Here is a 24,967-nt window from a genome sequence, read left to right as displayed (position 1 = left end):
GTGCACTGCCCCGTGCATGGTCTCGGACATTCCCGGCGGCGTCGGGCCGAATCGGCACCGACGAGTTCGTTCCGGCCGATCGCCGAGCGGCGGTTCGAGCAGGAAGAACGCGTGCGGGAGCGGGGGATGCCCGCACGCCTGCTGAGTGCCGAATGCGTCGATGCGCTCTTGGAACTCGGGGTCGTGTTCGACCTTCACTACGACCGGACGGCGCGTTTCGACCTCGACAGGTCCATGTGGCGGGTGCCGACTGACCGCGCCGAGGCGATCAGTCCTTCGCCCGCACCGACTCCTCGACGAGGTCGAGGACCGCGTGCAGGTCGTCGGTGGGCTGGCCCGTCGCGAGCCGGGTGATCAGCCCGTCGAGGACGAGATCCAGATACTTCAGGAGGACGTCGGTCGGGACGTCGTCCCGCAGGCGCCCGGCCTGCCGACCCTTCTCGAGCCGGCGCAGGGTCGCCTTCTCGAGCTCGGCCGAGCGGGCCAGCCACTCGGCCCGGAAGTTCGAGTCGGTCCGCAGCTTGCGGGCGATCTCCAACCGGGTCCCGAGCCAGTCGTACTCCTCGGGGTGTTCGAGCATGTCGCGCATGACCTGGACGAGACCCTCTTCGGCGGCCACGTCGGCCATCCGTTCGGCGTCCTCGTGCGCGAGAGCGAGGAACAGGGCCTCTTTGTCCTTGTAGTGGTGGAAGATCGCACCACGGGACAGCCCCGTGTACTCCTCGATCCGTCTGACCGTCGCCCCGTCGTAGCCGAACTCGGCGAAGCAATGCCGCGCGCCGTCGAGAATCTCCCGACGACGCGCGGCAAGGCGGTCATCACTGACCTTGGGCACGTCGCGTGCTCCTTGTCAGTTCTTGATCATGTTTCGCAGCACGTACTGCAGGATGCCTCCGTTGCGGTAGTAGTCGGCCTCGCCGGGCGTGTCGATGCGGACCTTCGCATCGAACTCGACCTTCGAGCCGTCCTCCTTGGTGGCGGTGACGTGCACGGTCTCGGGGGTACGGCCCTCGTTGAGCTCCTCGATGCCGACGATGTCGAACACCTCGGTGCCGTCGATGCCGAGCGACTTGTGCGACTCGCCCTCCGGGAACTGGAGCGGGATGACGCCCATGCCGATCAGGTTCGAGCGGTGGATGCGCTCGAAGCTCTCGGCGATGACGGCCTTCACGCCCAGCAGGCGGGTGCCCTTGGCGGCCCAGTCACGCGACGAGCCGGTGCCGTACTCCTTGCCGCCGAGCACGACCAGCGGGATGTTCTGGGCGGCGTAGTTCTGCGCGGCGTCGTAGATGAACGACTGCGGGCCGCCCTCCTGGGTGAAGTCGCGGGTGTAGCCGCCCGAGACCCCGTCCAGCAGCTGGTTCTGCAGGCGGATGTTGCCGAAGGTCGAGCGGACCATGACCTCGTGGTTGCCGCGGCGGGCACCCAGCGAGTTGTAGTCCTTGCGCGCCACACCGTTGGCATCGAGGTACTGCGCGGCGGGGGTGCCGGGCTTGATGGTCGACGCGGGGGAGATGTGGTCGGTGGTCACCGAGTCGCCGAGCTTGGCGAGCACGCGTGCGCCCTTGACGTCGGAGACGGGCTCCGGGTCCAGCGGCATGCCCTCGAAGTACGGAGGCTTGCGCACGTAGGTGGACTTCTCGTCCCACTCGAAGGTCTTGCCCGACGGGGTCGGCAGGTTCTGCCAGCGCTCGTCGCCCTTGAAGACGTCGGCGTAGTCGGCGGCGTACTGCTCCGGCGAGATCGACGCGGCGATGGTGGACTCGATCTCCTCGTTGGACGGCCAGATGTCCTTCAGGAAGACGTCGTTGCCCTCGGAGTCCTTGCCCAGCGGGTCGGTCTCGAAGTCGAAGTCCATCGTGCCGGCGAGCGCGTAGGCGATGACCAGCGGCGGCGACGCCAGGTAGTTCATCTTGACGTCGGGGTTGATGCGACCCTCGAAGTTGCGGTTGCCCGACAGCACCGCGGTGGCGGTGAGGTCGTTGTCGTTGATCGCCTTCGAGATCTCCTCGGGCAGCGGGCCCGAGTTGCCGATGCAGGTGGTGCAGCCGTAGCCGACCAGGTAGAAGCCGAGCTTCTCCAGATACGGCCACAGGCCGGCCTTGTCGTAGTAGCTGGTGACGACCTGCGAGCCCGGGGCCATCGAGGTCTTGACCCACGGCTTGGAGGTCAGGCCCTTCTCGACGGCCTTCTTGGCGAGCAGGCCGGCGCCGATCATGACCGACGGGTTCGAGGTGTTGGTGCAGCTGGTGATCGACGCGATGGTCACGATGCCGTGGTCGAGGATCATCGAGCCGCGCTCCTCGGAGTCCACGCGGACCGGCTTGGAGGGGCGGCCCTCGGAGCCGTTGGCGGCCGACGGCACGACGGCGTCGTCCTCGGCGAAGGACAGCGCGGCCGGGTCGGAGGCCGGGAAGGACTCCTCGACGGCCTCGTCGAGCTGGGTGTGCGGAGTCGATTCGCCGGTCTCCACGTAGTTGTGGATGTCCTTGCGGAAGGCGTTCTTGGCATCCCACAGCTCGATGCGGTCCTGCGGGCGCTTCGGGCCGGCGATCGACGGGACGACGGTGCTCAGGTCGAGCTCGAGGTACTCCGAGTAGGCGGGCTCCGCGGCGTCCTTCTCCAGCCACATGCCCTGTTCCTTGGCGTAGGCCTCGACCAGGGCCAGGGTCTCCTCGCTGCGGCCGGTGAGGCGCAGGTAGTTGATGGTCTCGTCGTCGATCGGGAAGATCGCGCAGGTGGAGCCGAACTCGGGGCTCATGTTGCCGATGGTGGCGCGGTTGGCCAGCGAGACCTCGGCGACGCCGTTGCCGTAGAACTCGACGAACTTGCCGACCACACCGTGCTTGCGCAGCATGTCGGTGATGGTGAGCACGACGTCGGTGGCGGTGACGCCCGGCTTGGTGGAGCCGGTCAGCTTGAAGCCGACCACGCGCGGGATGAGCATCGAGATCGGCTGGCCGAGCATCGCGGCCTCGGCCTCGATGCCGCCGACGCCCCAGCCCAGGACGCCGAGGCCGTTCTCCATCGTGGTGTGCGAGTCGGTGCCGACACAGGTGTCGGGGTAGGCGACGCCGTCACGGACCATCACCGAGCGGGCGAGGTGCTCGATGTTGACCTGGTGGACGATGCCGGTGCCCGGCGGGACGACGCGGAAGTCGTCGAAGGCGCCCTGGCCCCAGCGGAGGAACTTGTAGCGCTCCTCGTTGCGCTGGTACTCGATCTCGACGTTGCGCTCGAACGCCTGGGCGTTGCCGAAGGCCTCGATGATGACCGAGTGGTCGATGACCATCTCGGCGGGAGCGAGCGGGTTCACCTTGTCGGGGTCGCCGCCGAGTTCCTTGACGGCCTCACGCATGGTGGCGAGGTCGACGACGCAGGGGACGCCGGTGAAGTCCTGCATGATCACGCGGGCCGGCGTGAACTGGATCTCGACGCTCGGCTGGGCGTTCGGGTCCCAGTTGGCGAGGGCCTCGATGTGCTCCTTGGTGACGTTGGCGCCATCCTCGGTGCGCAGGAGGTTCTCGGTCAGCACCTTGAGGGCGTAGGGGAGCTTCTCGGCACCCTTCACGGCACTCAGGCGGTAGATCTCGTAGCTCTTGTCGCCGACGTCCAGCGTTCCGCGGGCGCCGAAGGAATTGATACTCACGTCTTATTCCACTCTCCTCGTGTACCGACGGGCTGCGTCGGCGATGCTCGATGATCAAACTGCCTTGCCGGACAGCCCGGTCTCCGCCGGGCGGACGCTCCGGGGAGACGTCGATTGCCCGTACCGCGCTGTACCTGCACCGGAGGGCTGCACCGGTGCCATCGGATGTCCGCGAGACGACCCGCGACAACATCGCCCAGTCTAACAGTACGTCCGTACTGTCCCAGGCCGGGGCTGTGTGGGACACGCCGTCGGTGTCTTCGGCGGCACGCGAATACCCGTACCCCACCATTGTGTCGTACCGTGCAGGTCGAGATCTGGAGTCTGGGCGAACAGGGGTGTGACGATGGGGCCGGAGTCGACAGTGGTGCTCGCCGCTCCCGCGGGGGTGCTGGCCGCTCCCACGGAGAACAAGGAGCTCACCGGACTCGTCGGGGTCGACATGGAGCAGCTCTCGCGCGACATCGCCGACGACGGGGTGGCGGGCGCCGCGCCCGAGCAGGTCCCGGCCATGCTCGAGGTCGTCGAATACGCCAAGTCCAAGGGGCACGACGTCAGTTTCGTCGTCATCGACCAGCAGCAGCCGCGGTTCACCCTCTATCGCGACATCGCCAACCAGTTGCAGGAGCAGGTGGGCGGCACCGTCATCGTGCTCGGTCCCAACTCGGTCGGGTCGTCGTCGCCGGAGTTCTCGCGGGTGATCCAGGAGCAGGCGACACAGGACCTCACCCTCACCGACCCGCCGGGTGCCGCGCGGCAGATGGTCGACGTGATGACCGACGACCACATCGACTGGACCCTCGTCGGCCTGGGGCTGATCCTCGTGGTCGTCGTCGGCGCCGTGATCGCCCGTCTGCGCACCCGTCGCGCGCGTGCCGCGGTGGCCGCCGGCCCGCTCGGTCCCGTGGTCGACGACCCCGCACCGTCTTCCGCCGCCGACGCCCACGCGCCGGCATCCGCCGACGACGAGCAGGCGAAGGCCGCGGACTCGTCGGCCTCCTGATCCGCGCGATCTGACGCCCCACCTCGGGGCCTTTTCCCGGAGTCGGCACGGCACCGCTCGGCCGCGTCGACCCGACTCGGCCGGTCTCTGCCGAACTGTTGCCAATTCGAGACCTGGGCCACGCTGGTGAACTTTCTCCAGTTCACGGCATCGTCGCAGGTAATCACGTCTTTGTAATTCAACGCGTTCGGTTTTCTTGTGTGGTTCGTGTGACGTACGGTTCTGTTGTCGCGCATGTGACTCGTGTCTTGTCCAGTGGCATGTGCGGCAGTTGTGCACTGTGTTGTCGGGGTGGTTGCAGTGACCAGCACGACCGGCCTGCCCCCGGGCCGGGCCCCCGAGAGAACCGCGAGGAGTTACAGGTGAGGCGAGGAAGAACAGGTGCGTTCTGGCCGACGCGCATCACGGCGGTCATGACAGCCGTTCTCATCTGTGCGGTCGGCGCCGGCCAGGCGATCGCTGCGCCCGGCCGGGCCCCCGAGTCGCCCGTGTCAGGCCTGATCAACGAGATCGCCGCGGTCAACCAGGAGCTCGCCGATCTCGACCAGGCGCTGGCCGTCCGCCAGGAGAACGTCAACCGCGCGATCGTCGACTTCCAGAACTCTCTGGCACAGCGCAAGCTGGCCACGGTCGCCGCACGCGGGGCGCGCGCCGAACTCGACAGCGCCGCCCGTGCCGTCGCCGAGGCGCAGAAGGGCTTCGACGACTTCGCCCGGCTGGCCTACCAGCAGGGCGCCGAGCAGGTCTCGCTGTCGAACTACGCGACCGCGCCCGATCCGCAGGCGGTCCTCGACCGGATGAAGCTCATCGACCAGGTCGGCAAGAAGCAGCAGGAGACCATCCGCAAGCTGCAGGTCGCCCGCAACCAGAAGGCCAACCGCCTCGCCGCCGTCGAGGCCACGCGCCGGCAGGCCGAGATGGCCGCGAAGAGCGCCGAGCAGCGCAAGAGCGACGCCCTGGCCGCGGTGAACGAGGCGCGCACCGCGATCGCCGACCAGCGCAAGCGCAAGGCCACCCTGATCTCCAAGCGCGATGACGTGCAGAAGAAGCTCGACGCGATCCGCGGCCACGTCCCGAAGAAGACCGTCGAGGGTCCGTCGACGCGTGAGCTGCTGACCGGGCTCTTCCCGGCGAAGCCGCAGCTTCCCGAACTGCCCGCGACCCCGGTCTCCGACAACGAGCTGCTCAACATCGCGGCCCGCGCGGCCGCGGAGATCGCGGTCGACCTCGGTTCGGCCGCGCTCGGCATGGGCCTGGACATGGGGTCGCAGATCCTCAAGGGGATCATCGGCGAGCAGCGCCTCCCGCAGTCCGAGCTCCTCAACGAGCTCGGCCTCGGCGGTGTCGACCTGACCGGCAGCAGCGGCAACGACAGCCTCAGCTCGCGTCTCGGCTCGGGCAGCCTCGGTTCGCTCTTCGGCTCCGGCGGTGGTGGCGGCGGCTCCGGCGGCATGGTCCGGCCCGGTCTCCGCGGCCCGCAGGCGGTCGAGATCGTCGTCAACCGCGCCCTGTCGCAGCTGGGCGTGACCTACGCCTGGGGCGGCGGTGACGTCAACGGCCCGACGCAGGGCATCCGCGACGGCGGCGTCGCCGACAGCTACGGCGACTACCGGAAGGTCGGCTTCGACTGCTCGGGCCTGATGATCTACGCCTTCGCCGGCGTAGGCATCGAGCTGCCGCACTACACGGGCTACCAGTACACCTCGGGTCCGCACTACCCGCTGTCGCAGATGAAGCGCGGCGACATGATCTTCTACGGCCCGAACGCGAGCCAGCACGTGGCGCTCTACCTCGGTGACAACAAGATGGTGGAGGCGCCGCAGTCCGGCGACGTGGTGAAGGTGTCGCCGCTGCGGACCAACGGCGCGATGCCCAACGTGGTCCGGCTTCTCTGAGGGTCGTCCGGACGACACCGCCGACGGTCTTCTTGGCACCTTTTCAGCTCGCGCGACTAGGCTGGCACAGACACGCGGGGGCGTCTCTCGCGATCCCGCCGGTGAGCAGCAGAGTTCAGACGAACAGGAGCACGGGTTGACCGAATCGCACTCCCTCGACAAGGCGGCCGCCGATCGGGCCGCGCCAGGCGCCGATCCGTCGGTCCTGAGCGACTCCGACGTCAAGCTGCTCGAGCGGGCCATCTACGAGGTCAAGCGTGTCATCGTCGGTCAGGATCAGCTCGTCGAGCGCATCCTGGTGGGTCTGCTCGCACGCGGGCACATCCTGTTGGAAGGCGTCCCCGGCGTCGCCAAGACGCTCGCGGTCGAGACCTTCGCGAAGGTCGTCGGCGGTTCCTTCTCGCGCGTGCAGTTCACGCCGGACCTGGTGCCCACCGACCTCATCGGCACGCGCATCTACCGCCAGGGCCGTGAGGAGTTCGACACCGAACTCGGTCCGGTGGTCGCCAACTTCCTGCTCGCCGACGAGATCAACCGCGCGCCGGCCAAGGTGCAGTCGGCGCTTCTGGAGGTCATGGCCGAGCGGCACGTGTCGATCGGCGGCAAGACCTACCCGATGCCCGACCCGTTCCTGGTGATGGCGACCCAGAACCCGATCGAGAACGAGGGCGTCTACCCGCTGCCGGAGGCGCAGCGCGACCGCTTCCTGTTCAAGGTGCTCGTCGACTACCCCTCCGTCGAGGAGGAGCGCGAGATCGTCTACCGCATGGGCAACGTCCCGCCGACCGCCTCGCAGGTCCTCGACCCGGCGGCGATGCTGAGGCTGCAGAAGACCGCGGCGAACGTCTTCGTCCACCACGCCCTCGTCGACTACGTCGTCCGGGTCATCAACGCAACCCGTCGTCCGGCCGAACTCGGCCTCCACGACGTCGCGTCGTGGCTGTCCTACGGCGCGTCGCCGCGCGCCACCCTCGGCATCGTGGCGGCCTCGCGCGCCCTCGCGCTCGTCCGCGGCCGCGACTACGTGATCCCGCAGGACGTCGTCGAGATCATGCCGGACGTCCTGCGCCACCGCCTGGTGCTGTCCTACGACGCGCTGGCCGACGAGGTCGACGCCGACACGGTCATCACCCGCGTCCTGCAGACCGTCGGGTTGCCGCAGGTCGGCGCGCAGCCGGTCGCCGGGCCCTACGGCTCGCCCCAGGGCCAGGCGCCCCAGAACCAGGCACCCCAGAACCAGGCACCCCAGCAGCCGCCCCAGAACCAGGCGGCCCCGCAGGGCGCCAACGGCTATGGCGCGCAGCAGGCTTCGCAGAACGCCGGCCCGGTGAGCCCGAATTCGCCACGGTATGGCGGCTAATCGCGACCTGCCGAGCCTCGGTGCCGGGCTGCTCGAGGAGCCCCAGCTCACCGCGGCTCTGAAGATGCTGGAGCTCTCCGTCCGGCGAAAGCTCGACGGCGTGCTGCAGGGCGAGCACCTCGGCCTGATCCCGGGACCGGGGTCGGAGCCGGGGGAGGCGCGCGCCTACCAGCCCGGCGACGACGTCCGCCGCATGGAGTGGTCGGTGACCGCCCGCACCACCCAGCCGCACGTCCGCCAGATGATCGCCGATCGCGAGTTGGAGACGTGGCTGGTCGTGGACGCGTCGGCGAGCCTGGACTTCGGCACCGCGGAGTGCACCAAGCGCGACCTCGCGGTCGCGGCCGCCGCGGCGATCGTGCACCTGACCACCGGCGGCGGAAACCGCCACGGCGCACTGGTCGTCACCGGCGACGACGTCGTCCGGGTGCCTGCCCGGGCCGGCCGGGCCCACGCCCAGAACCTGCTGAAGGCCATCGCGACGACTCGGCGCAGCGCGCCCGGCGTGCGCGGCGACCTCAAGGCGGGCATCGAGGCCCTGCGCCGCCCGCAGCGCCGGCGCGGACTCGCCGTGATCATCAGCGACTTCCTCGGCCCGATCGACTGGGAGCGCTCCCTGCGCGCGATCGGCGCCCATCACGAGCTGCTCGCCATCGAGGTCCTCGACCCGCGCGATCTCGAACTGCCCGCCATCGGCGAGGTCACCCTCGCCGACGCGGAGTCGGGGGAGATCCGCGACGTGACCGTCACCGAGGACCTCCGACGCGACTTCGCGGCCGCCGCCCGGGCGCACCAGCAGAAGGTGCACCGGACGATCCGCAGCTGCGGCGGACCGACGCTCACGCTGCGCACCGACCGCGAATGGATCGCCGACATGGTGAAGTTCGTCGCCCAGCGGCGTCGGGGTCTGGCAGCGGGGGTGGGGTAGCCGATGCTGTCGAGTCCCTGGTGGCTGCTGCTGCTCCCGGTCGTGGCCCTGCTGGTCGCGGCGTACGTCTACATGCTGCGCAAGCGCAGGCAGCGTGCGCTGACGTTCGCCAATCTCGACCTGCTCAAGTCGGTCGCGCCGCCGGAGCGCAACAGGTTGCGGCATCTGCCGGTCGCACTGCTGGTCGTCGCGCTCGTCCTGCTGACGGTGGCGCTGGCCGGCCCGCAGGCCGACCGCAAGGTCCCGCGGAACAAGGCGACGGTCATCCTCGTCATGGACGTGTCGCGGTCGATGAACGCCACCGACGTCGCGCCGTCCCGCATCCGCGCGGCGCAGGAGGCGGCCAAGAAGTTCGCCGACGAGCTGACCGACGGCATCAACCTCGGCCTCATCTCGTTTGCCGGCACCGCGGCGAGCCTGGTCTCGCCCACGCCGGACCACAACGCCACGAAGGTCGCCGTGGACAAGCTGCGCCTCGACGACAAGACCGCGACCGGTGAGGGCATCTTCGCCGCGCTGCAGCAGATCAACACGCTCAACGCGGTGCTCGGGGGTGGGGACGCGGCCCCGCCGGCCCGCATCGTCCTGCTGTCCGACGGCAAGGAGACCGTGCCGGACAATCCCGACGACCCGCGCGGTGCCTTCACCGCCGCGCGCAAGGCGAAGGAGGAGGGGATCCCGGTCTCCACCATCTCCTTCGGCACGCGCACCGGCACCGTCGAACTCGAGGGCGACCGGGTGCCGGTCCCCGTCGACGACGACTCGCTCCGCAAGATCGCGAACCTGTCGGGTGGCGACTTCTTCACCGCGTCGAGCCTCGACGAGCTCAACAAGGTGTACGAGAAACTCCAGAACGAGATCGGTTACGAGACGCGTCGAGGCGACAATTCGAGACCGTGGCTGATCGCCGGCACGCTGTTGGCGCTGGTGTCGGCGTTCACCGCCCTCGCCGTCAACCGACGGTTGCCCTGATCTGCCGACCACCGCGCCGTCGGCCCTGAGAGAACGGATAGGTTAGACACCCATGACGGCAGCTAGCAACGAAGCGCAGAACCCCTCCCGGTCGGTCCTGGTGACCGGCGGCAACCGCGGCATCGGTCTGGCCGTGGCCCGGCGGCTGGCCGCCGACGGCCACAAGGTCGCGGTCACCCACCGCGGCTCGGGGGCTCCCGAGGAACTCTTCGGAGTCCGGTGCGACGTCACCGACTCCGAGTCGGTCGACGCGGCCTTCGCCGAGGTCGAGGCCCACCAGGGGCCGGTCGAGGTCCTCGTCGCCAACGCGGGCATCACCGACAACATGCTGCTGATGCGCCTGTCGGAGGAGTCCTTCGAGAAGGTCATCGACGCGAACCTGACCGGCGCCTTCCGCTGTGCCAAGCGCGCCACCAAGGGCATGCAGCGCGCCAAGTGGGGCCGGATGATCTTCCTCGGCTCGGTCGTGGCGATGTCCGGTGTCCCCGGCCAGGTCAACTACGCCGCCTCCAAGGCCGGCCTGATCGGCATGGCCCGGTCGATCGCCCGCGAGATCGGTTCGCGCAACATCACCGCCAACGTCGTCGCGCCCGGCTTCATCGACACCGACATGACCGCCGGCATGGAGGACCGCTACATCGAGATGGCCAAGCAGGCCATCCCGCTCGGCCGCACCGGCAAGCCGGAGGACGTGGCCGCGGTCATCAGCTTCCTCGCCTCCGACCAGGCCGAGTACATCACCGGCGCGGTCATCCCGGTCGACGGCGGCATGGGCATGGGTCACTGACCCCGCCCGGCACCCGAGACCGACCCCACCCATCATCGTCGAGCAGGAGCACACTTTCGTGAGCGGAATCCTGGACGGGAAGACCGTCCTCATCACGGGCATCATCACCGATGCGTCGATCGCCTTCCACGCCGCCGCCATGGCGCAGGAGCAGGGCGCGACGGTGATTATCACCGGCATCCCCGAGCGCCTGCGGCTGATCGACCGGATCGCCAAGCGCCTGCCGAAGGAGGTGCCGCCGGCCATCGGACTCGACGTCACCAGTGAAGAGGACCTCGCCGCGCTCGCCGACAAGGTGCGCGAGCTCGCCCCGCAGGGCATCGACGGCGTCCTGCACTCGATCGCGTTCGCCCCGCGCACCCTCATGGGTCCCGAGGCCAAGCCGTTCCTCGAGGGTCCCGGCCCCGACGCGGCGAAGGCCTTCGAGATCTCCGCCTGGAGCTACGCCTCGCTGGCCCGCGCCGTGCTGCCCGTCATGAACGAGGGCGGCTCGATCGTCGGCATGGACTTCGATCCGCGCACCGCGATGCCGTACTACAACTGGATGGGCGTGGCCAAAGCCGCGCTGGAGTCGGTCAACCGCTACGTGGCCCGGGAAGTGGGCTACGCCAAGAAGATCCGCTCCAACCTCGTCGCCGCCGGTCCGATCAAGACCCTTGCCGCCAAGGCCATCGCCGGCACCGCCACCGACGACGCCAAGCAGCTCAACATGCTCAACGAGTACTGGGACGGCGCCTCGCCCATCGGCTGGGACGTCGACGACCCGACCGTGGTCGCGAAGTCGGTGTGCGCGCTGCTCAGCGACTGGCTGCCCGGCACCACCGGCTCGATCGTCTACGTCGACGGCGGCGCGAGCCACAACACCTGGTTCCCGGAGGGCATGACCTCCGGGTCGTGATCGGCGTGAGCAGCCCGTTCGACTCCGTCCTGTTCCTGTCCTTCGGCGGTCCCGACGGTCCCGACGACGTGATCCCGTTCCTGGAGAACGTCACCCGGGGTCGCGGTATCCCGCGGGAACGCCTCGAGGCGGTGGCCGAGCACTACTTCCACTTCGGCGGGGTCTCGCCCATCAACCGGCTGAACCTGGACATGATCGAGGCGTTGCGGGCGGAGTTGGCCCGGCGCGGACTGGATCTGCCGGTGTACTTCGGCAACCGCAACTGGCATCCGATGGCCGAGGACGCCCTCGCCGAGATGTACCGGGCCGGGCACCGCCGGATTCTCGTCTTCCCGACCTCGGCATGGGGCGGCTACTCGGGGTGTCGGCAGTACCACGAGGACATCGACCGGGCCCTCGCGGCGCTCGCCGAGCGCGAGCCTGCGAGCACCACCCCGGAGGGCGGCGTCCTGCTGCGCAAACTCCCGCAGTACTGGTCGCATCCGTCGTTCGTGGCCGCGGGTGCCGATTCGGTGCGGCGCGCCCTGGAGTCGCTCGCCGATTCCGAGGAGCCTGTGCGTCTGGTGTTCACCGCGCACTCCGTGCCGAGTTCCGCCGACGCGGCCTCCGGGCCGGCCGCCGAGGGCGGGGGACTGTACTCGCGTCAGGTCATGGCCGCGTCGAAGGCCGTCGCCGACGCCCTGGGCATCCGCGACTTCGATCAGGTGTGGCAGTCCCGTTCGGGGCCGCCGCAGATCCCGTGGCTCGAACCCGACATCTGCGATCACCTCGAAGACCTTGCCGCACAGGGAATTCGGCGTGTCGTCGTGTACCCGGTCGGGTTCATCTCCGATCACCTCGAGGTGGTCTGGGATCTCGACAACGAGGCGGCCGAGGTCGCGCAGCGGCTCGGGATGGACTACGTCCGCGCCGACACGGTGGGGACCGATCCGCGGTTCATCGAGATGATCGGCGAGCTCGTGCAGGCCTACGCCGACGGCGGCGGGGACCTCGGCGCAATGGGATGCGGCGACAACGGGCGCGTATGCCGCGACCGGTGCTGCGTCCCGGTGAAGCGCCCGGCGCGGCCCCGCCGGTAAGCGCCGCCGGGATTCCCAGCCCCCGCACAATCGCGAGTTCGGGTCGGGTTCGCAGGTTCCGACCTGCGGTTCTTTCCCTGAAGTCGCGATTTCCTGTGCGGTCGCAGCGCCATTTCCATGGAATCACTCTTGGACGAATGACCCAGTGGGCGAATCCTTCTCCGGGGAGAAGAAAACTCGCGCGTATATATAACGAGTGTATAACGACATATGGAGACCTGGTTTCACATCCGAGAACGAAATGTGATGCGCGTCTCGCACGGTCCTTACTGGGCTGGCAAGTAGCGAGAGAGGAACTCCCATGGCAGAAGGTCCAATCCGTCTGGAGATCGACATCCTCGGCCCGATTCTCGACACGCTCTTCTCCGGCTCGAGTGGCGGCAGTGACGACGGCGATCCGGTGTAGTCCCCACTACACACGCGATTTCCCGGGTGGGCCGTTTTCCCGATGCGGCCCACCCGGGAGCAGGTGATGACAGAGGTTGGAATCCTGACCCGGGCCGATCTCAGCTCGGTCGTCGAACTCCTCTCGGCGAGTGTCGACGAAATCCCGCTGTATTCTTGGGTGCTCGGTGAGCACCTTTCGGATCGCGAATTGCGTGCCTGGCTGGCAGAGATCCTGGTGCGGCCGTATCTGAATGCGGGTTACGTTCTGGGTGCCCGCGAGAGCGGCCGCCTCGTCGGCGCACTGGTGTGGCAGCCGCACGACGCCGATCTCACACCCGACGGCACGCCGCTGCTGACGCCCGACGACTTCGTCCGCGTCGCACGCATTCCCGGCGTCCGGGAACGACTAGCTGCCTGGCTGACGAGTCCGCAACTGCCCGTTCCGGTGCCGGATGCCGTCAACCTCCGCATCGCCGTCGTCGCGCCCGAGGCGCGCGGCGGTGACACCCTCGTCGAACTGGTTCGCCGGGTGGAGCGCTTCTGCGCGGAGACCTGCCGCCCGTACTACGCCTGGACAGGTTCCCCGCGGTTACGCGAATGGTTCTGCTCGGTATGGAACGCAACTGATTTCGCGACCGTTGACTTCCACGGGATCGCCCTGTACGGCATCGAGTCCGAACGTCCGCCGAGACCGGCGCGGGTGGAACTCCGTCAGTCCCGCAGCAGCTCTCCGATCGTGTGATTCACCGCGGCGGCACGCGCCGCACGGGTGAGCGACTGCAGCCTGCGCAGTGCGGAGTCGCCTGAATCCCATTGTCCCGCCGTGTCTCCGACCTCGACGCCGCGAGCGACGGCGAGGTCGACGATGGCCTCGACCTGTGCCGCGGTGTCGATCAGCCGGGTGGAGCGGGCGTCGAGGGAGTGGGGCGGCAGGTCGACCCGGTGGCGGGCGGTGCGCGCCGCGAGGTCCTTCCGCAGGTCGGCCAGATCCACCGACCGCCGGTTCCCGAGGCCGCCGATGATCGTCGTCGCCTCCGCGACCGCCTGCCGCAGTTCGTATTCCAGGTCGCCGGCCGACGGGCCCGCGGTCAGCAGGTGGCCCAGGTCGAGACGCGTGTCGTAACGCAAAACCGACCACCGGCAGAGCACGTACGGCGGGTCGGTGTCGAAGGTGTCGAGCTCGGGGACCAGTGCCAGGGTGCCCGCGGTATCGCCCTCGTCCACCAGCAGCACCTCGCTGGCGAGCAGTGCCTTGGAGGTCGCCGGATGCGGCGGGAGACCCTGCGGGTCACCGGTCGACGGCAGGCGCACCGCGAGGCCGCGGGCGGGACGCAGGATCGACAGCAGTTCCAGCACGCCGTTGCCGGAATCGGTTGTGTCACCGGCTTCCTCGTGAAGCACGGTGTGACGGTCGGCGGACTCGGCGAGTGCGGCGATCACGTCGTCGGGGGAGCAGCGTCCGGTGAGCCGGGCGGCCCCCCATGCGCCGAGCGCGCAGGTGGGCCATGCGGCGGTGTGCGTCAGGGTCCTGCTGCTTCTCATCAAGTGGAGGATACGCCGCACTCATGACCGCCTCCGGGCGTGGCAACCAGACTGCGGGCGCGAGGGCGAATACGGTGTTGGTCGTCAACGCGTGGGACTCAAGTGGCAGAAGTGAATGTCCCGCAGGTGAAGTCTCCAGTGGTGAACGAGGTGATGGTCGGAATGGATGACCGGTACGGGCGCGACGTGCTCTCCCAGCCCAGGCGGGCCAAGCCGCGTCCTCCGGAGGTCGCCGCGGAACGCGACCTGGTCGTCGAGGACGCCGCCACCGGATTCTGCGGCGCGGTCGTGGGCCTGGAGAAGAGCTATTCCGGGGACATGGTGCGCCTGGAGGACCGTCACGGGCGTACGCGCGTGTTCCTCATGCATCCCGGGGCCTTCCTCATCGACGGCCGTCCGGTGACCCTGGTCCGTCCTCGCGTCCGCGGGCCGCAGCGGCCGGCGATGACGGCGTCGGGTTCGCGCGCGGCTCCCAAGACGCGGGCGCGGACCGCACGGGCGAGCCGCATCTTCGTCGAGGGCGTGCACGACGCGACCCTGCTTGAGCGGGTGTGGGGTGACGACCTGCGCGCCGAAGGCGTCGTGGTCGAGAGCCTCGACGGCCTCGACAACCTCGCCGACGCCCTCGCCGAGTTCCAGCCGGCGCCGCATCGCCGGGCCGGGGTCCTCGTCGACCATCTGGTGGCCGGGTCCAAGGAGGCCAACCTGACCGCCGAGGTCGGGGAGCACGTCCTCGTCTGCGGCCACCCCTACATCGACGTGTGGGAGGCGGTGAAGCCCGCGTCGGTGAAGATCGACGCGTGGCCGCGGATCCCGCGCGGCACGGATTGGAAGACGGGCGTGTGCGAGGCACTGGGCTGGGGCGATCCGCGCGACGGTTGGCGCCGGGTCCTCGGCGGTGTCAGCAGCTTCCGCGATCTCGAGGTCCCGCTTCTGCGCTCGGTCGAGGAACTCATCGACTTCGTGACCGCCGCCGACGAGCGGAGCTGACCGGCCCGGGAGCCTCGGCCGTCTCTGGCAGACTGGGGACATGAGTGCCCTGCTGTGGCTGGCCGCCGCGATCGTCCTGATGGTCGCGGAGTTGTTCGGTGGCGAACTGGTGCTGCTCATGCTGGCCGGCGGAGCCCTCGCCGCGGCGGGGGCCGATTTCGTGTTCGAGCCGCCGATCTGGGTGGACGGCCTCGTGTTCGCCGCGGTGTCGTTGCTGCTGCTGGTGGCGGTCCGTCCGGTGGCCAAGCGGCACATGCTCAACCGCCCGCCGGTGCCGATGAACACCGAGGCGCTCGAAGGGCAGCACGCCGTCGTCACCGAGAAGGTCGACGGCTCCGACGGCCGGGTGAAGATCGGCGGCGACATCTGGTCGGCCCGTGCGATGGACCCGGCGCAGGTGATCGAACCCGGAACCGAGGTGACCGTCGTGGAGATCGACGGCGCCACCGCGGTCGTGTGGCGGCCGTGATGATCCTGCAGCTGTCGAATCGCCCGGTGTCGTATCGCCCGGTGTCGAATCGCCCGATGTCGAACCCCGGACACCGGACCCCCAACCGCCGGCCCGACGACCCGGCGACCCGCGGCGCGCCCTGAGCGCGGCGACCACCCGACCTGCTCGACCCGCACGCGAGAAAGGTGATCGATGAACAGCTTGGAGACCTTCGGCCTGGTGGTCGTGATACTCCTGATCCTCTTCGTGGCGATGGTGCTCGCGAAATCCATCGCGCTGATCCCGCAGGCGGAGGCGGCGGTCATCGAACGCCTCGGCCGCTACACCCGGACGGTCTCCGGCCAGCTGACGCTGCTGCTGCCGTTCATCGACCGCATCCGCGCCCGGGTCGACATCCGTGAGCGCGTGGTGTCCTTCCCGCCGCAGCCGGTCATCACCGAGGACAACCTGACGCTGTCCATCGACACCGTCGTCTACTTCTAGGTGACCAACCCGCGGGCCGCGGTCTACGAGATCGACGACTACGTCGAGGGCGTCGAGCAGCTCACGGTCACCACGCTCCGCAACGTCGTCGGCGGCATGACCCTCGAGCAGACCCTCACCTCCCGCGACTCGATCAACGCGCAGCTGCGCGGCGTGCTCGACGAGGCGACCGGACGCTGGGGTCTGCGCGTGGCACGGGTGGAGCTGAAGTCGATCATGCCGCCGCCGTCGATCCAGGAGTCGATGGAGAAGCAGATGAAGGCCGACCGCGAGAAGCGGGCGACCATCCTCGCCGCGGAGGGCCAGCGCGAGTCGGCCATCAAGACCGCCGAGGGCAACAAGCAGTCGCAGATCCTGGCCGCCGAGGGCGCCAAGCAGGCGGCGATCCTCGCCGCCGAGGCCGAACGCCAGTCGCGCATCCTGCGGGCCCAGGGCGACCGCGCGGCCGCCTACCTGCAGGCACAGGGCGAGGCCAAGGCCATCGAGAAGACCTTCGCGGCGATCAAGTCCGCCAAGCCGACCCCGGAACTGCTCGCCTACCAGTACCTGCAGCAGCTGCCCGAGATGGCCAAGGGGGAGGGCAGCAAGGTGTGGGTGGTGCCGAGCGACTTCGGTTCGGCACTGCAGTCCTTCGCGAAGTCCTTCGGCGTCCAGGGCGACGACGGGGTGTTCCGCTACCAGCCGTCGGAGTCCGAGCCGTCGGCCGTCGACGAGACCGAGACCGAGGACTGGTTCTCGCTCGCACCGGACCCGGAGGTCGCGCAGGCCGTCGCCGAGGCGGAGGCGGTCGCGCGCACGCCGGTCGCCCCCGAGCTCGCCACGTCGCCCGCTCCGGACCAGGCCACGCTCGACGCCGGTCGCCATTCGGCCGAGCCCGGTCCGTCCACCCCTGCGGGGTCCTACGCACAACAGCCGTACGGCCAGGGCGCCGACACCCCGCAGTCGTATGATCCCGGTTCGCCCACGCAGGACCCGTACCCCGGCGGGGACCGCTAGTTCGTGAGGAGGTGCTCGATGCCGGCCATGCCGATCGCCCAGAGCACCGAGACGAAGGTGCCCATGATGAACTGCTCCGACGCCTGCGGCGCGCGTAGCTCCGGATAGCGGGCGAGGCCCTTTACCGCGAGGATGATCGCGAGGCCCTCGGGCCAACCCGCCATCAGGGTCGAGACCACCGCGAGGCGTTCCAGATACCCGATGACGCGACCACCGCGCAGGGGGCCGACCTCGGTGGTCGACTCGGGGTCCTCGTCGGCGCTGTCGTCGGCCGCCGGTGCCGGGCGTACGCCGCCCAGCGCGAGCACCGCCCGCACGATCGGTCCGCCGCCGGTCACCGCGGCCGCCGCCGCGATCACCGGTGCCGCATGTGCCCAGAATCCCGTGGCGGGGCCGGCCGCCGTCGCGACGATCGCCGTTGCCGAGGCGAGGCCGGCAAGCACCACGAGTCCGACGGCCCGCAGCAGCGACGCAACCGTCGAGGGGAGCAGCCCGAACAGATGGCGGTCGCGGGTCGCGCGATCGGCGGCGAGCCAGACCGCCGGAGCGAGTGCCGTCAGCACGAAGAGCGTCAGCGCGGCAGCGGTCATCGTGTGGCTCCTCCGGTCGCGGCCCGGTCGGCCTCGGCGAGTGTGTCCGCGAGCAGGTCGAGGGAGTCGGCCTCGAGGTCCCAGCCCGCCGTGCGGAGGCGTTGGCTCATCGCCTGCGGCGAGATCCCGAGTTCGGCGGCCGCCTCGACCTGGGTGAAGCCGCGCCGCATGAGCGCGACCGCCTCGGCCCCGGCGTCGCTGCGGCCGGCGATCACGTCGGCGATCAGCCGTCCGGCGGTCTGCGCATGTCGACACCACCGGGGGTCGGGGCCGCGGACGCACAACGGGATCCGCCCGCGTTTGGCCGCCTCGACGGCATCGCGGGCATGGATGAACGCGGCACCGCGACCGGCCCGCGTGGACTCGGGGAGTGGCACTTCCACGTCGCCGGTGCCGATCCCGACGCTCCAGTGCCCGTCGGCGGCCAGGCCGACGGCGAGTTGCGCACACACTGCCGGGTCGTCGAGGACGGCCTGGATCTCGTCACCCGCGGTCCGCTCGAAGGGTCGTACCGTGTCGATGCCGGCCAGTGTGGACAGCAGGTCCTCGACCCGGTCGACGTCCTTGCGGCTGCCGCGCTGGTCCACCGTCATGACGAACATCACTCAAGGCTAGATACTTGAATTGGCAAGATCAAGCTCCAGGACTGGATTGATCAAGAGTTCGGCCTTGATCCGGGCGAAACAGGCCTCAGGACTTGTCGTTCGCAGCGTCGTCCGCGGATGCCGTGGCGGGCGTGGAGACCGGGAGCCGCGCGTCGAGGACGAGTCCGCCGATGCCGATCGCGAAGAGGGCGCCGCTCACCACCAGCTGGAGCGGATGGGTGTCGCCGGTGAGCGAGTCGCCCAGCATGACCACCGCGGCGGTGCCCGGCGCCATGCCCAGGACGCTCGCCACCGTGTAGGGGAGTGCGCGCACCGAGGACAGTGCAGAGCAGTAGTTCGCCACCGAGAACGGGCACGCGGCGATGAGCCGCAACGACCCGACCGCGAGCCAGCCGCGCCGCTGCAGCCGATAGTCGACGGTGCGCACCACCGGCTTCTTCAGGAACGGCTGGACACGATCGCGTCCGAGCGCGCGGACCAGGCCGAACGCCGCGACCGCCGCGATCGTCGACGCGATCATCGCCCCGACGAAACCGACCAGCGGACCGAAGAAGATCCCCGACATCACCGTGAAGGTCGACCGGGGGATCGGGAAGATCGTGACCACGGCGTAGGCGGCGAAGAACGCCCACACGAATGCCGGTCCCAGGTCGTCGCCCCACGCCCGGACGCTGGCGATCGAGGGGAGCGGCATCAGATACGAGCCGACGAGCACCGCCACGACGACCGCCATGGCGATCAGGGCGCGGCGCACCACCCGCTTGTCGAAGCGGACGCGACGACCGGACGCCGGGGCGGGCGACCCCGGTTCGGTCGTCCTCTCCTCGACGGGGGCTGGCTCGGGCACCCAGTCAATCTACTCTGCGACCCGCGGCCGGCCGGGCGGCCTCGATCGACGCTCACACGATCCGTTCCCGCTCACGCGAACGGTGTGAGCGGGAACGGATTCGGTGAGCGAGGGGGCCGCGCCGCTCACACCGGCTCCGGAGGGGTGGCGTAGGTCACGCAGACTGCGTTGTCGGGCCGAGCGAGCGATCGGCTAAGGTCGTGTACGCGCTCGCACAGAGCACTCACGGAGGTGTGCTTCCCCACATGCCACAGCAAACTGACCAGTCCCGTTCCGGGTCGGATCTCGACAGGACCGACATCGACCAGGCCTACCAGGCATGGTCGAAGGCCGCCGCGGCCGTCCTGGCCAAGGCGCGACGCGTCGAGGTCGACGAGCTCCCCGGCACCCCGGAGGCCCTGCTCTCGACCACGACCGAGGACGGGCTCACCATCCGGCCGCTGTACACGCGTCGCGACGAGACCGACGAGCCCGGCCTGCCCGGCCGGTTCCCGTTCGTCCGCGGCGCCGACCCCAAGCGTGACGTCACCGCCGGATGGCGCGTCACCGAGCGGTTCGGCGACGACGCGACCGGCGCGGCCGACGTCAACGAACTCGTCCTCGAGGCGATGGCCAACGGCGCCAGCGGACTCTGGCTGTCGGTCGGCAAACCGGGCGGAGCGCTCGGCGTCGCCGATCTGGCCACAATGCTGCGCGGCGTCTACCTCGACCTCGTGCCCGTCACGCTCGACGCCGGCGCGGAGGGCATCGCCGCCGCCCGTGAGCTGCTCGCCCTGAAGGAGAAGGCCCAGGCCGCTCCCGTCGCGGCCGAGCCGACCGCGGCCACCACCCTCTCGTTCGGTCTCTCGCCGCTGACCGCCGCGTTCTCCGGCCGTCCCACGGTCGACGCCGACGAGGCGACCGCCCTCGCCGCGTCGGGCCTGCCCGCCGGCGTGCGCGCGTTCCGCGTCGACGGCAGCGATTTCGCGACCGCGGGCGCCGACAACGCGCTCGAACTCGGTCTGGTCGCCGCGGCCGCCGTCGCGCACCTGCGCGATCTCGGCGCCGCCGGCCTGACCGTCGAGGCCGCGCTCGGCCAGATCGTCTTCGGCGTCTCCGCCGACGACGACCAGTTCGCGACCATCGCCAAGTTCCGCGCGCTGCGCAAGATCTGGGCCCGCATCGCGCAGGTCCTCGGCGCGCCGGACGCCGGTGCCGCGATCACCCACGCCGTCACCGACCTGTCGATGTACACCCAGCGCGACCCGTGGGTGAACATGCTGCGCAGCACGATCGCCGCCTTCGGCGCCGGTGTCGGCGGTGCGGACCAGCTCACGGTCCTGCCGTACGACGTCGCGATCCCCGCCGACAAGCGCACCTCGAGCCCGTCGTTCTCGCGGCGCATCGCGCGCAACACCCAGCTGCTGCTCCTCGAGGAGTCCAACATCGGCCGCGTCCTCGACCCGGCCGGCGGCTCGTGGTTCGTCGAGTCGCTCACCGACGACCTCGCCGACCACGCGTGGTCGGTGTTCACCGAGGTCGAGGCCGCCGGCGGCTACCGTGCCGCACTCGCGAGCGGTTGGATCGCCGAGAAGGTCGACGCTGCGCTGGCCCACCGCGACGAGGAGGTCGCGCACCGTCGCTTCGCGGTCACCGGTGTCAACGAGTTCCCGAACATCGACGAGCGCGCGCTGGCCGAGGGCCCGGGTGCCACCGCGGCGGGGGTCACCGACATCGAGACCGGGACGCCGAAGCTGGCCCGCGTCGGCCGCGCCTTCGAGGCGCTGCGCGACCGTTCCGACGTCGTGCTCGCCGAGACCGGCGCCCGCCCGTCGGTGCTGCTGATCCCGCTGGGAAGCATCGCCGAGCACAACGGGCGCACCACCTTCGTGACCAACTTCCTGGGCGCCGGCGGCATCACCGCCGTCAATCCGGGTCCGCTCACCGCGGACCGGATCGCCGAGGCCGTGGCCGGGGCGAAGACCCCGATCGCCGTCATCTGCGGCACCAAGGCGCGCTATGCCGAGGACGGCCCGGCCGCTCTCGCCGCCGCTCGCGCCGCCGGGTTGTCGACGGTCCTGCTGGCCGGCCCGGAGAAGGAATGGCCCGAATCAGATGATCGTCCCGACGGTTCGCTGCGCATCGGCATCGATGCCGTGAGCACCCTCGGTGGACTCCTCGACCAGCTGACCTCGACGGGAGCGACGGCATGACGCAGACCGAACCCACACAGGCGATCCCGAGCTTCGCCGGGGTCGTTCTCACCCCCGAGGTGGCCCCCGAGCCCACCGGCCCGGGCGTGAAGGTCGCCGAGGAACTGGCCGCCGCACACGGCTACACGGTCGACCAGGTCACCTGGAACACCCCCGAGCAGATCGACGTCGTGCCGGTCTACACCCGGGCCGACCGCAACTCGGTGCTCGACGACCCGGAGCACCCGTACCCGCTCGACTCGGTGCCGGGCCAGGCGCCGTTCATCCGCGGCCCGTACCCGACGATGTACGTCAACCAGCCGTGGACGATCCGCCAGTACGCGGGCTTCTCCACCGCGGCCGAGTCGAACGCCTTCTACCGTCGCAACCTGGCCGCCGGCCAGAAGGGCCTGTCGGTCGCCTTCGACCTCGCGACCCACCGCGGCTACGACTCCGACCACCCGCGCGTGGCCGGTGACGTCGGCATGGCCGGTGTGGCGATCGACTCGATCCTCGACATGCGCCAGCTCTTCAACGGCATCGACCTGGGCAACGTCTCGGTGTCGATGACGATGAACGGCGCGGTGCTGCCGATCCTGGCGCTCTACGTCGTCGCGGCCGAGGAGCAGGGTGTCCCGCCGGAGAAGCTGGCGGGGACCATCCAGAACGACATCCTCAAAGAGTTCATGGTCCGCAACACCTACATCTATCCGCCGAAGCCGTCGATGCGGATCATCTCGAACATCTTCGAGTACACCAGCCAGAAGATGCCGAAGTTCAACTCGATCTCGATCTCCGGCTATCACATCCAGGAGGCGGGCGCGACCGCCGACCTGGAGCTGGCGTACACCCTCGCCGACGGCGTCGAGTACATCCGCGCCGGCCTCGACGCCGGTCTGGACATCGACAAGTTCGCGCCGCGCCTGTCGTTCTTCTGGGGCATCGGCATGAACTTCTTCATGGAGGTCGCCAAGCTCCGCGCCGCGCGCCTGCTGTGGAGCGAGCTCGTCGCCGAGTTCGGGCCGAAGAACCCGAAGTCGCTGTCGCTGCGCACCCACTCGCAGACCTCGGGCTGGTCGCTGACCGCGCAGGACGTGTTCAACAACGTCGCCCGCACCTGCGTCGAGGCGATGGCCGCGACCCAGGGCCACACGCAGTCGCTGCACACCAACGCCCTCGACGAGGCGATCGCGCTGCCGACCGACTTCTCGGCCCGCATCGCGCGCAACACCCAGCTGCTGCTGCAGCAGGAGTCGGGCACCACGCGGCCGATCGACCCGTGGGCGGGCTCGAACTACGTCGAGTGGCTCACCCATCAGCTCGCGCAGAAGGCGCGCAAGCACATCCGCGAGGTCGAAGAGGCCGGCGGCATGACGCAGGCCATCAACGAGGGCCTGCCGAAGCTGCGCATCGAGGAGGCCGCGGCCCGCACCCAGGCCCGCATCGACTCCGGCCAGCAGCCGCTGATCGGCGTGAACAAGTACCAGGTCGCCGACGACGAGGAGATCGAGGTCCTCAAGGTCGACAACTCGAAGGTGCGCGCCGAGCAGCTGGAGAAGCTGAAGACCCTTCGCGCTCAGCGTGACTCGGCCGCAGTGGAGCGTGCGCTCGCCGACCTGACCCGCGCCGCGGCGTCGAGCGAGGGCGGCATGGAGAACAACCTGATGGCCCTGGCCATCGAGGCCGCTCGCCACCAGGCGACGGTCGGCGAGATCTCCGAGGCGCTCGAGAAGGTCTACGGCCGCCATCAGGCGGAGATCAAGACCATCAGCGGCGTCTACCGGAACGAGGCGGGTGAGGTGAGCAACATCGACGCGGCCATGGAGGCGGTGCGCAAGTTCGCCGACGCCGAGGGCCGCCAGCCGCGCGTGCTGGTCGCGAAGATGGGCCAGGACGGCCACGACCGCGGCCAGAAGGTGATCGCGACCGCCTTCGCCGACCTCGGCTTCGACGTCGACGTGGGCCCGCTGTTCGCCACGCCGGAGGAGGTGGCCCAGCAGGCCGCCGACAACGACGTGCACGTGGTGGGCGTGTCGTCGCTGGCAGCCGGTCACCTGACCCTGGTCCCCGCCCTGAAGAAGGCGCTCGAGGAGGTCGGCCGCGACGACATCATGATCGTCGTCGGCGGCGTCATCCCGCCGGGCGACTTCGACGAGCTGTATGCCGCCGGCGCGTCGGCGATCTTCCCGCCCGGGTCGGTCATCGCCGACTCGGCCGTGGAGCTCATCGGCAAGCTGTCCGACCAGCTCGGGCTGGATCTCGACCTGTCCGACGCCGGTACGTCCGCGAACTGATGGCCGACCGACCTCGGCGTCAGGTCGACGTCGATGCCATGGCCGAGGCCGTGCTGGCCGATCGCCGCGCCGACCTGGCGCGGGCGATCACGCTGGTGGAGTCGAAACGTGCCGACCACCGGGCCGCCGCGCAGGAGCTGCTCCTGAAGCTGACCCCGCACGCGGGCAACTCGTTCCGCGTCGGGATCACCGGCGTGCCCGGTGTCGGCAAGTCGACGACGATCGAGGCGCTCGGCATGCACCTCATCGAACTCGGCCACAAGGTCGCGGTGCTGGCCGTCGACCCGAGTTCTACGCGGACGAAGGGGTCGATCCTCGGCGACAAGACCCGGATGGGGCGACTGTCGTCGCACCCCCGTGCCTACGTCCGCCCGTCCCCGACCTCGGGCACGCTCGGCGGTGTCGCGAAGGCGACCCGCGAGTCGATCGTGCTCGTCGAGGCGGCCGGCTTCGACGTCGTGCTGGTGGAGACGGTCGGCGTCGGCCAGTCCGAGGTGACTGTCGCCAACATGGTCGACACGTTCACCTTCCTGACGCTGGCCCGCACCGGTGACTCGCTGCAGGGCATCAAGAAGGGCGTCCTCGAGCTCGCCGACGTCATCGTGGTCAACAAGGCCGACGGCAAGCACGTCAACGAGGCGAAGGCCGCCGCCCGGGAGCTGCGCAACGCGCTGCACCTGATGTACCCGCACGACGCGCTGTGGACGCCGCCGGTGCTGACGATGTCGGCGATGGAGAACACCGGCGTCGACGAGTTCTGGAAGGCCGTCCTCCAGCACAACAAGACGCTGCGGGAGGCCGGCGAGTTCGACGCCCGGCGCAACCGGCAGCAGATCGACTGGACGTGGTCGATGGTGCACGACATCGTGCTTTCGCGCCTGCACGAGTCGCCGACGGTGGCCGAGATCCGCGACGACGTCGAGCAGCGGGTGCGCGAGGGCACGCTGACGCCGGCGCTGGCCGCCCAGCGGATCGTCGACGCCTTCGACCGGCGCTGAGAGCATCCGGTTCCGGGCTCCGGCGGGGCGGCTCGCCCTGCG

The 24,967-nt window shown here is 69.7% G+C and carries 20 protein-coding genes and 1 pseudogene; 15 read left to right on the top strand and 6 right to left on the bottom strand.

The genetic code is table 11. From position 1 onward, the window contains the following. Window positions 1-268: 268 nt before the first annotated feature. On the bottom strand, window positions 269-835 hold the full coding sequence (locus E1P53_RS04050) for a TetR/AcrR family transcriptional regulator (RefSeq protein ID WP_006899493.1): 567 nt from the start codon (window positions 833-835) through the stop codon (window positions 269-271). Window positions 836-850: 15 nt separating this feature from the next. After that, entirely contained in the window at window positions 851-3,649 is a 2,799-nt protein-coding gene (gene acnA / locus E1P53_RS04045; protein WP_131733542.1) for an aconitate hydratase AcnA, read from the bottom strand. Window positions 3,650-3,995: 346 nt separating this feature from the next. On the opposite strand from acnA, the gene E1P53_RS04040 reads away from it, so the two are divergent. The 9 genes from E1P53_RS04040 (at window position 3,996) to E1P53_RS04000 (ending at window position 13,700) form a co-directional block, all read left to right on the top strand. After that, on the top strand, window positions 3,996-4,652 hold the full coding sequence (locus tag E1P53_RS04040) for an Rv1476 family membrane protein (RefSeq protein WP_006899490.1): 657 nt from the start codon (window positions 3,996-3,998) through the stop codon (window positions 4,650-4,652). Window positions 4,653-5,014: 362 nt separating this feature from the next. Then, window positions 5,015-6,547: an NlpC/P60 family protein gene (locus E1P53_RS20680; RefSeq protein WP_040526490.1), complete on the top strand. Its 1,533-nt coding sequence runs from the start codon at window positions 5,015-5,017 to the stop codon at window positions 6,545-6,547. Between the two features lie 136 nt (window positions 6,548-6,683). Then, window positions 6,684-7,907 (top strand): AAA family ATPase, encoded by a 1,224-nt coding sequence (locus tag E1P53_RS04030; protein WP_131733541.1) that lies wholly within the window; start codon window positions 6,684-6,686, stop codon window positions 7,905-7,907. After that, complete coding sequence (locus E1P53_RS04025; RefSeq protein ID WP_006899487.1) at window positions 7,897-8,835, top strand: DUF58 domain-containing protein; 939 nt, start codon at window positions 7,897-7,899, stop codon at window positions 8,833-8,835. Before E1P53_RS04030 ends, E1P53_RS04025 begins: the two co-directional genes overlap by 11 nt. Window positions 8,836-8,838: 3 nt before the next feature. Next, window positions 8,839-9,807: a VWA domain-containing protein gene (locus tag E1P53_RS04020; RefSeq protein WP_131733540.1), complete on the top strand. Its 969-nt coding sequence runs from the start codon at window positions 8,839-8,841 to the stop codon at window positions 9,805-9,807. 52 nt (window positions 9,808-9,859) lie between these two features. Further along, window positions 9,860-10,594, top strand: a complete 735-nt coding sequence (fabG1, locus tag E1P53_RS04015) for a 3-oxoacyl-ACP reductase FabG1 (protein WP_131733539.1) — start codon at window positions 9,860-9,862, stop codon at window positions 10,592-10,594. A 58-nt stretch (window positions 10,595-10,652) separates the two neighbouring features. Next, window positions 10,653-11,492: an NADH-dependent enoyl-ACP reductase InhA gene (inhA, locus tag E1P53_RS04010; protein WP_006899484.1), complete on the top strand. Its 840-nt coding sequence runs from the start codon at window positions 10,653-10,655 to the stop codon at window positions 11,490-11,492. 5 nt (window positions 11,493-11,497) lie between these two features. After that, on the top strand, window positions 11,498-12,571 hold the full coding sequence (locus E1P53_RS04005; protein WP_131733538.1) for a ferrochelatase: 1,074 nt from the start codon (window positions 11,498-11,500) through the stop codon (window positions 12,569-12,571). Window positions 12,572-13,043: 472 nt separating this feature from the next. Continuing rightward, window positions 13,044-13,700, top strand: a complete 657-nt coding sequence (locus E1P53_RS04000; RefSeq protein ID WP_165484395.1) for a hypothetical protein — start codon at window positions 13,044-13,046, stop codon at window positions 13,698-13,700. Here the strand turns inward: E1P53_RS04000 and E1P53_RS03995 are convergent. Beyond that, a complete protein-coding gene (locus E1P53_RS03995; protein ID WP_131733536.1) occupies window positions 13,670-14,500 on the bottom strand; it encodes an Rv1486c family protein in 831 nt (276 codons plus the stop codon). The two genes, E1P53_RS04000 and E1P53_RS03995, sit on opposite strands and share 31 nt — an antisense overlap. A 162-nt stretch (window positions 14,501-14,662) precedes the next feature. Between E1P53_RS03995 and E1P53_RS03990 the strand changes: the two genes are divergently transcribed. From E1P53_RS03990 to E1P53_RS03980, 3 genes and pseudogenes are all read left to right on the top strand, one after another. Further along, window positions 14,663-15,490, top strand: coding sequence for a DUF3097 domain-containing protein (locus E1P53_RS03990; RefSeq protein WP_040526495.1), 828 nt, complete (start codon window positions 14,663-14,665; stop codon window positions 15,488-15,490). A gap of 40 nt (window positions 15,491-15,530) precedes the next feature. Further along, a complete protein-coding gene (locus E1P53_RS03985) occupies window positions 15,531-15,959 on the top strand; it encodes an NfeD family protein (protein WP_131733535.1) in 429 nt (142 codons plus the stop codon). 174 nt (window positions 15,960-16,133) lie between these two features. After that, window positions 16,134-17,420 (top strand): annotated as a pseudogene (locus E1P53_RS03980) (SPFH domain-containing protein). Here the strand turns inward: E1P53_RS03980 and E1P53_RS03975 are convergent. The 3 genes from E1P53_RS03975 to E1P53_RS03965 form a co-directional block, all read right to left on the bottom strand. Next, window positions 17,417-18,010, bottom strand: coding sequence for a hypothetical protein (locus E1P53_RS03975; protein ID WP_131733534.1), 594 nt, complete (start codon window positions 18,008-18,010; stop codon window positions 17,417-17,419). The pseudogene E1P53_RS03980 and the gene E1P53_RS03975 overlap by 4 nt on opposite strands. Then, window positions 18,007-18,612: a hypothetical protein gene (locus tag E1P53_RS03970; protein WP_131733533.1), complete on the bottom strand. Its 606-nt coding sequence runs from the start codon at window positions 18,610-18,612 to the stop codon at window positions 18,007-18,009. The genes E1P53_RS03975 and E1P53_RS03970 overlap by 4 nt, the downstream gene beginning before the upstream one ends. Window positions 18,613-18,700: 88 nt before the next feature. Beyond that, complete coding sequence (locus tag E1P53_RS03965; RefSeq protein ID WP_109236946.1) at window positions 18,701-19,462, bottom strand: TVP38/TMEM64 family protein; 762 nt, start codon at window positions 19,460-19,462, stop codon at window positions 18,701-18,703. Window positions 19,463-19,707: 245 nt separating this feature from the next. Here E1P53_RS03965 and E1P53_RS03960 point away from each other — a divergent pair, with 245 nt between their 5' ends. Genes E1P53_RS03960 through meaB form a run of 3 tightly spaced genes read left to right on the top strand, consistent with a single transcriptional unit; the run spans window position 19,708 to window position 24,925 of the window. Beyond that, entirely contained in the window at window positions 19,708-21,654 is a 1,947-nt protein-coding gene (locus E1P53_RS03960; protein ID WP_131733532.1) for a methylmalonyl-CoA mutase family protein, read from the top strand. After that, window positions 21,651-23,927: a methylmalonyl-CoA mutase gene (scpA, locus tag E1P53_RS03955; protein WP_131733531.1), complete on the top strand. Its 2,277-nt coding sequence runs from the start codon at window positions 21,651-21,653 to the stop codon at window positions 23,925-23,927. Before E1P53_RS03960 ends, scpA begins: the two co-directional genes overlap by 4 nt. Further along, window positions 23,927-24,925, top strand: a complete 999-nt coding sequence (gene meaB, locus E1P53_RS03950; RefSeq protein ID WP_109236949.1) for a methylmalonyl Co-A mutase-associated GTPase MeaB — start codon at window positions 23,927-23,929, stop codon at window positions 24,923-24,925. Before scpA ends, meaB begins: the two co-directional genes overlap by 1 nt. Window positions 24,926-24,967 lie beyond the last annotated feature (42 nt).

Source organism: Gordonia paraffinivorans, assembly GCF_900683595.1.
GTDB classification, from domain to species: Bacteria; Actinomycetota; Actinomycetes; order Mycobacteriales; family Mycobacteriaceae; genus Gordonia; species Gordonia paraffinivorans.
This window is presented reverse-complemented; position numbering and strand designations above follow the sequence as displayed.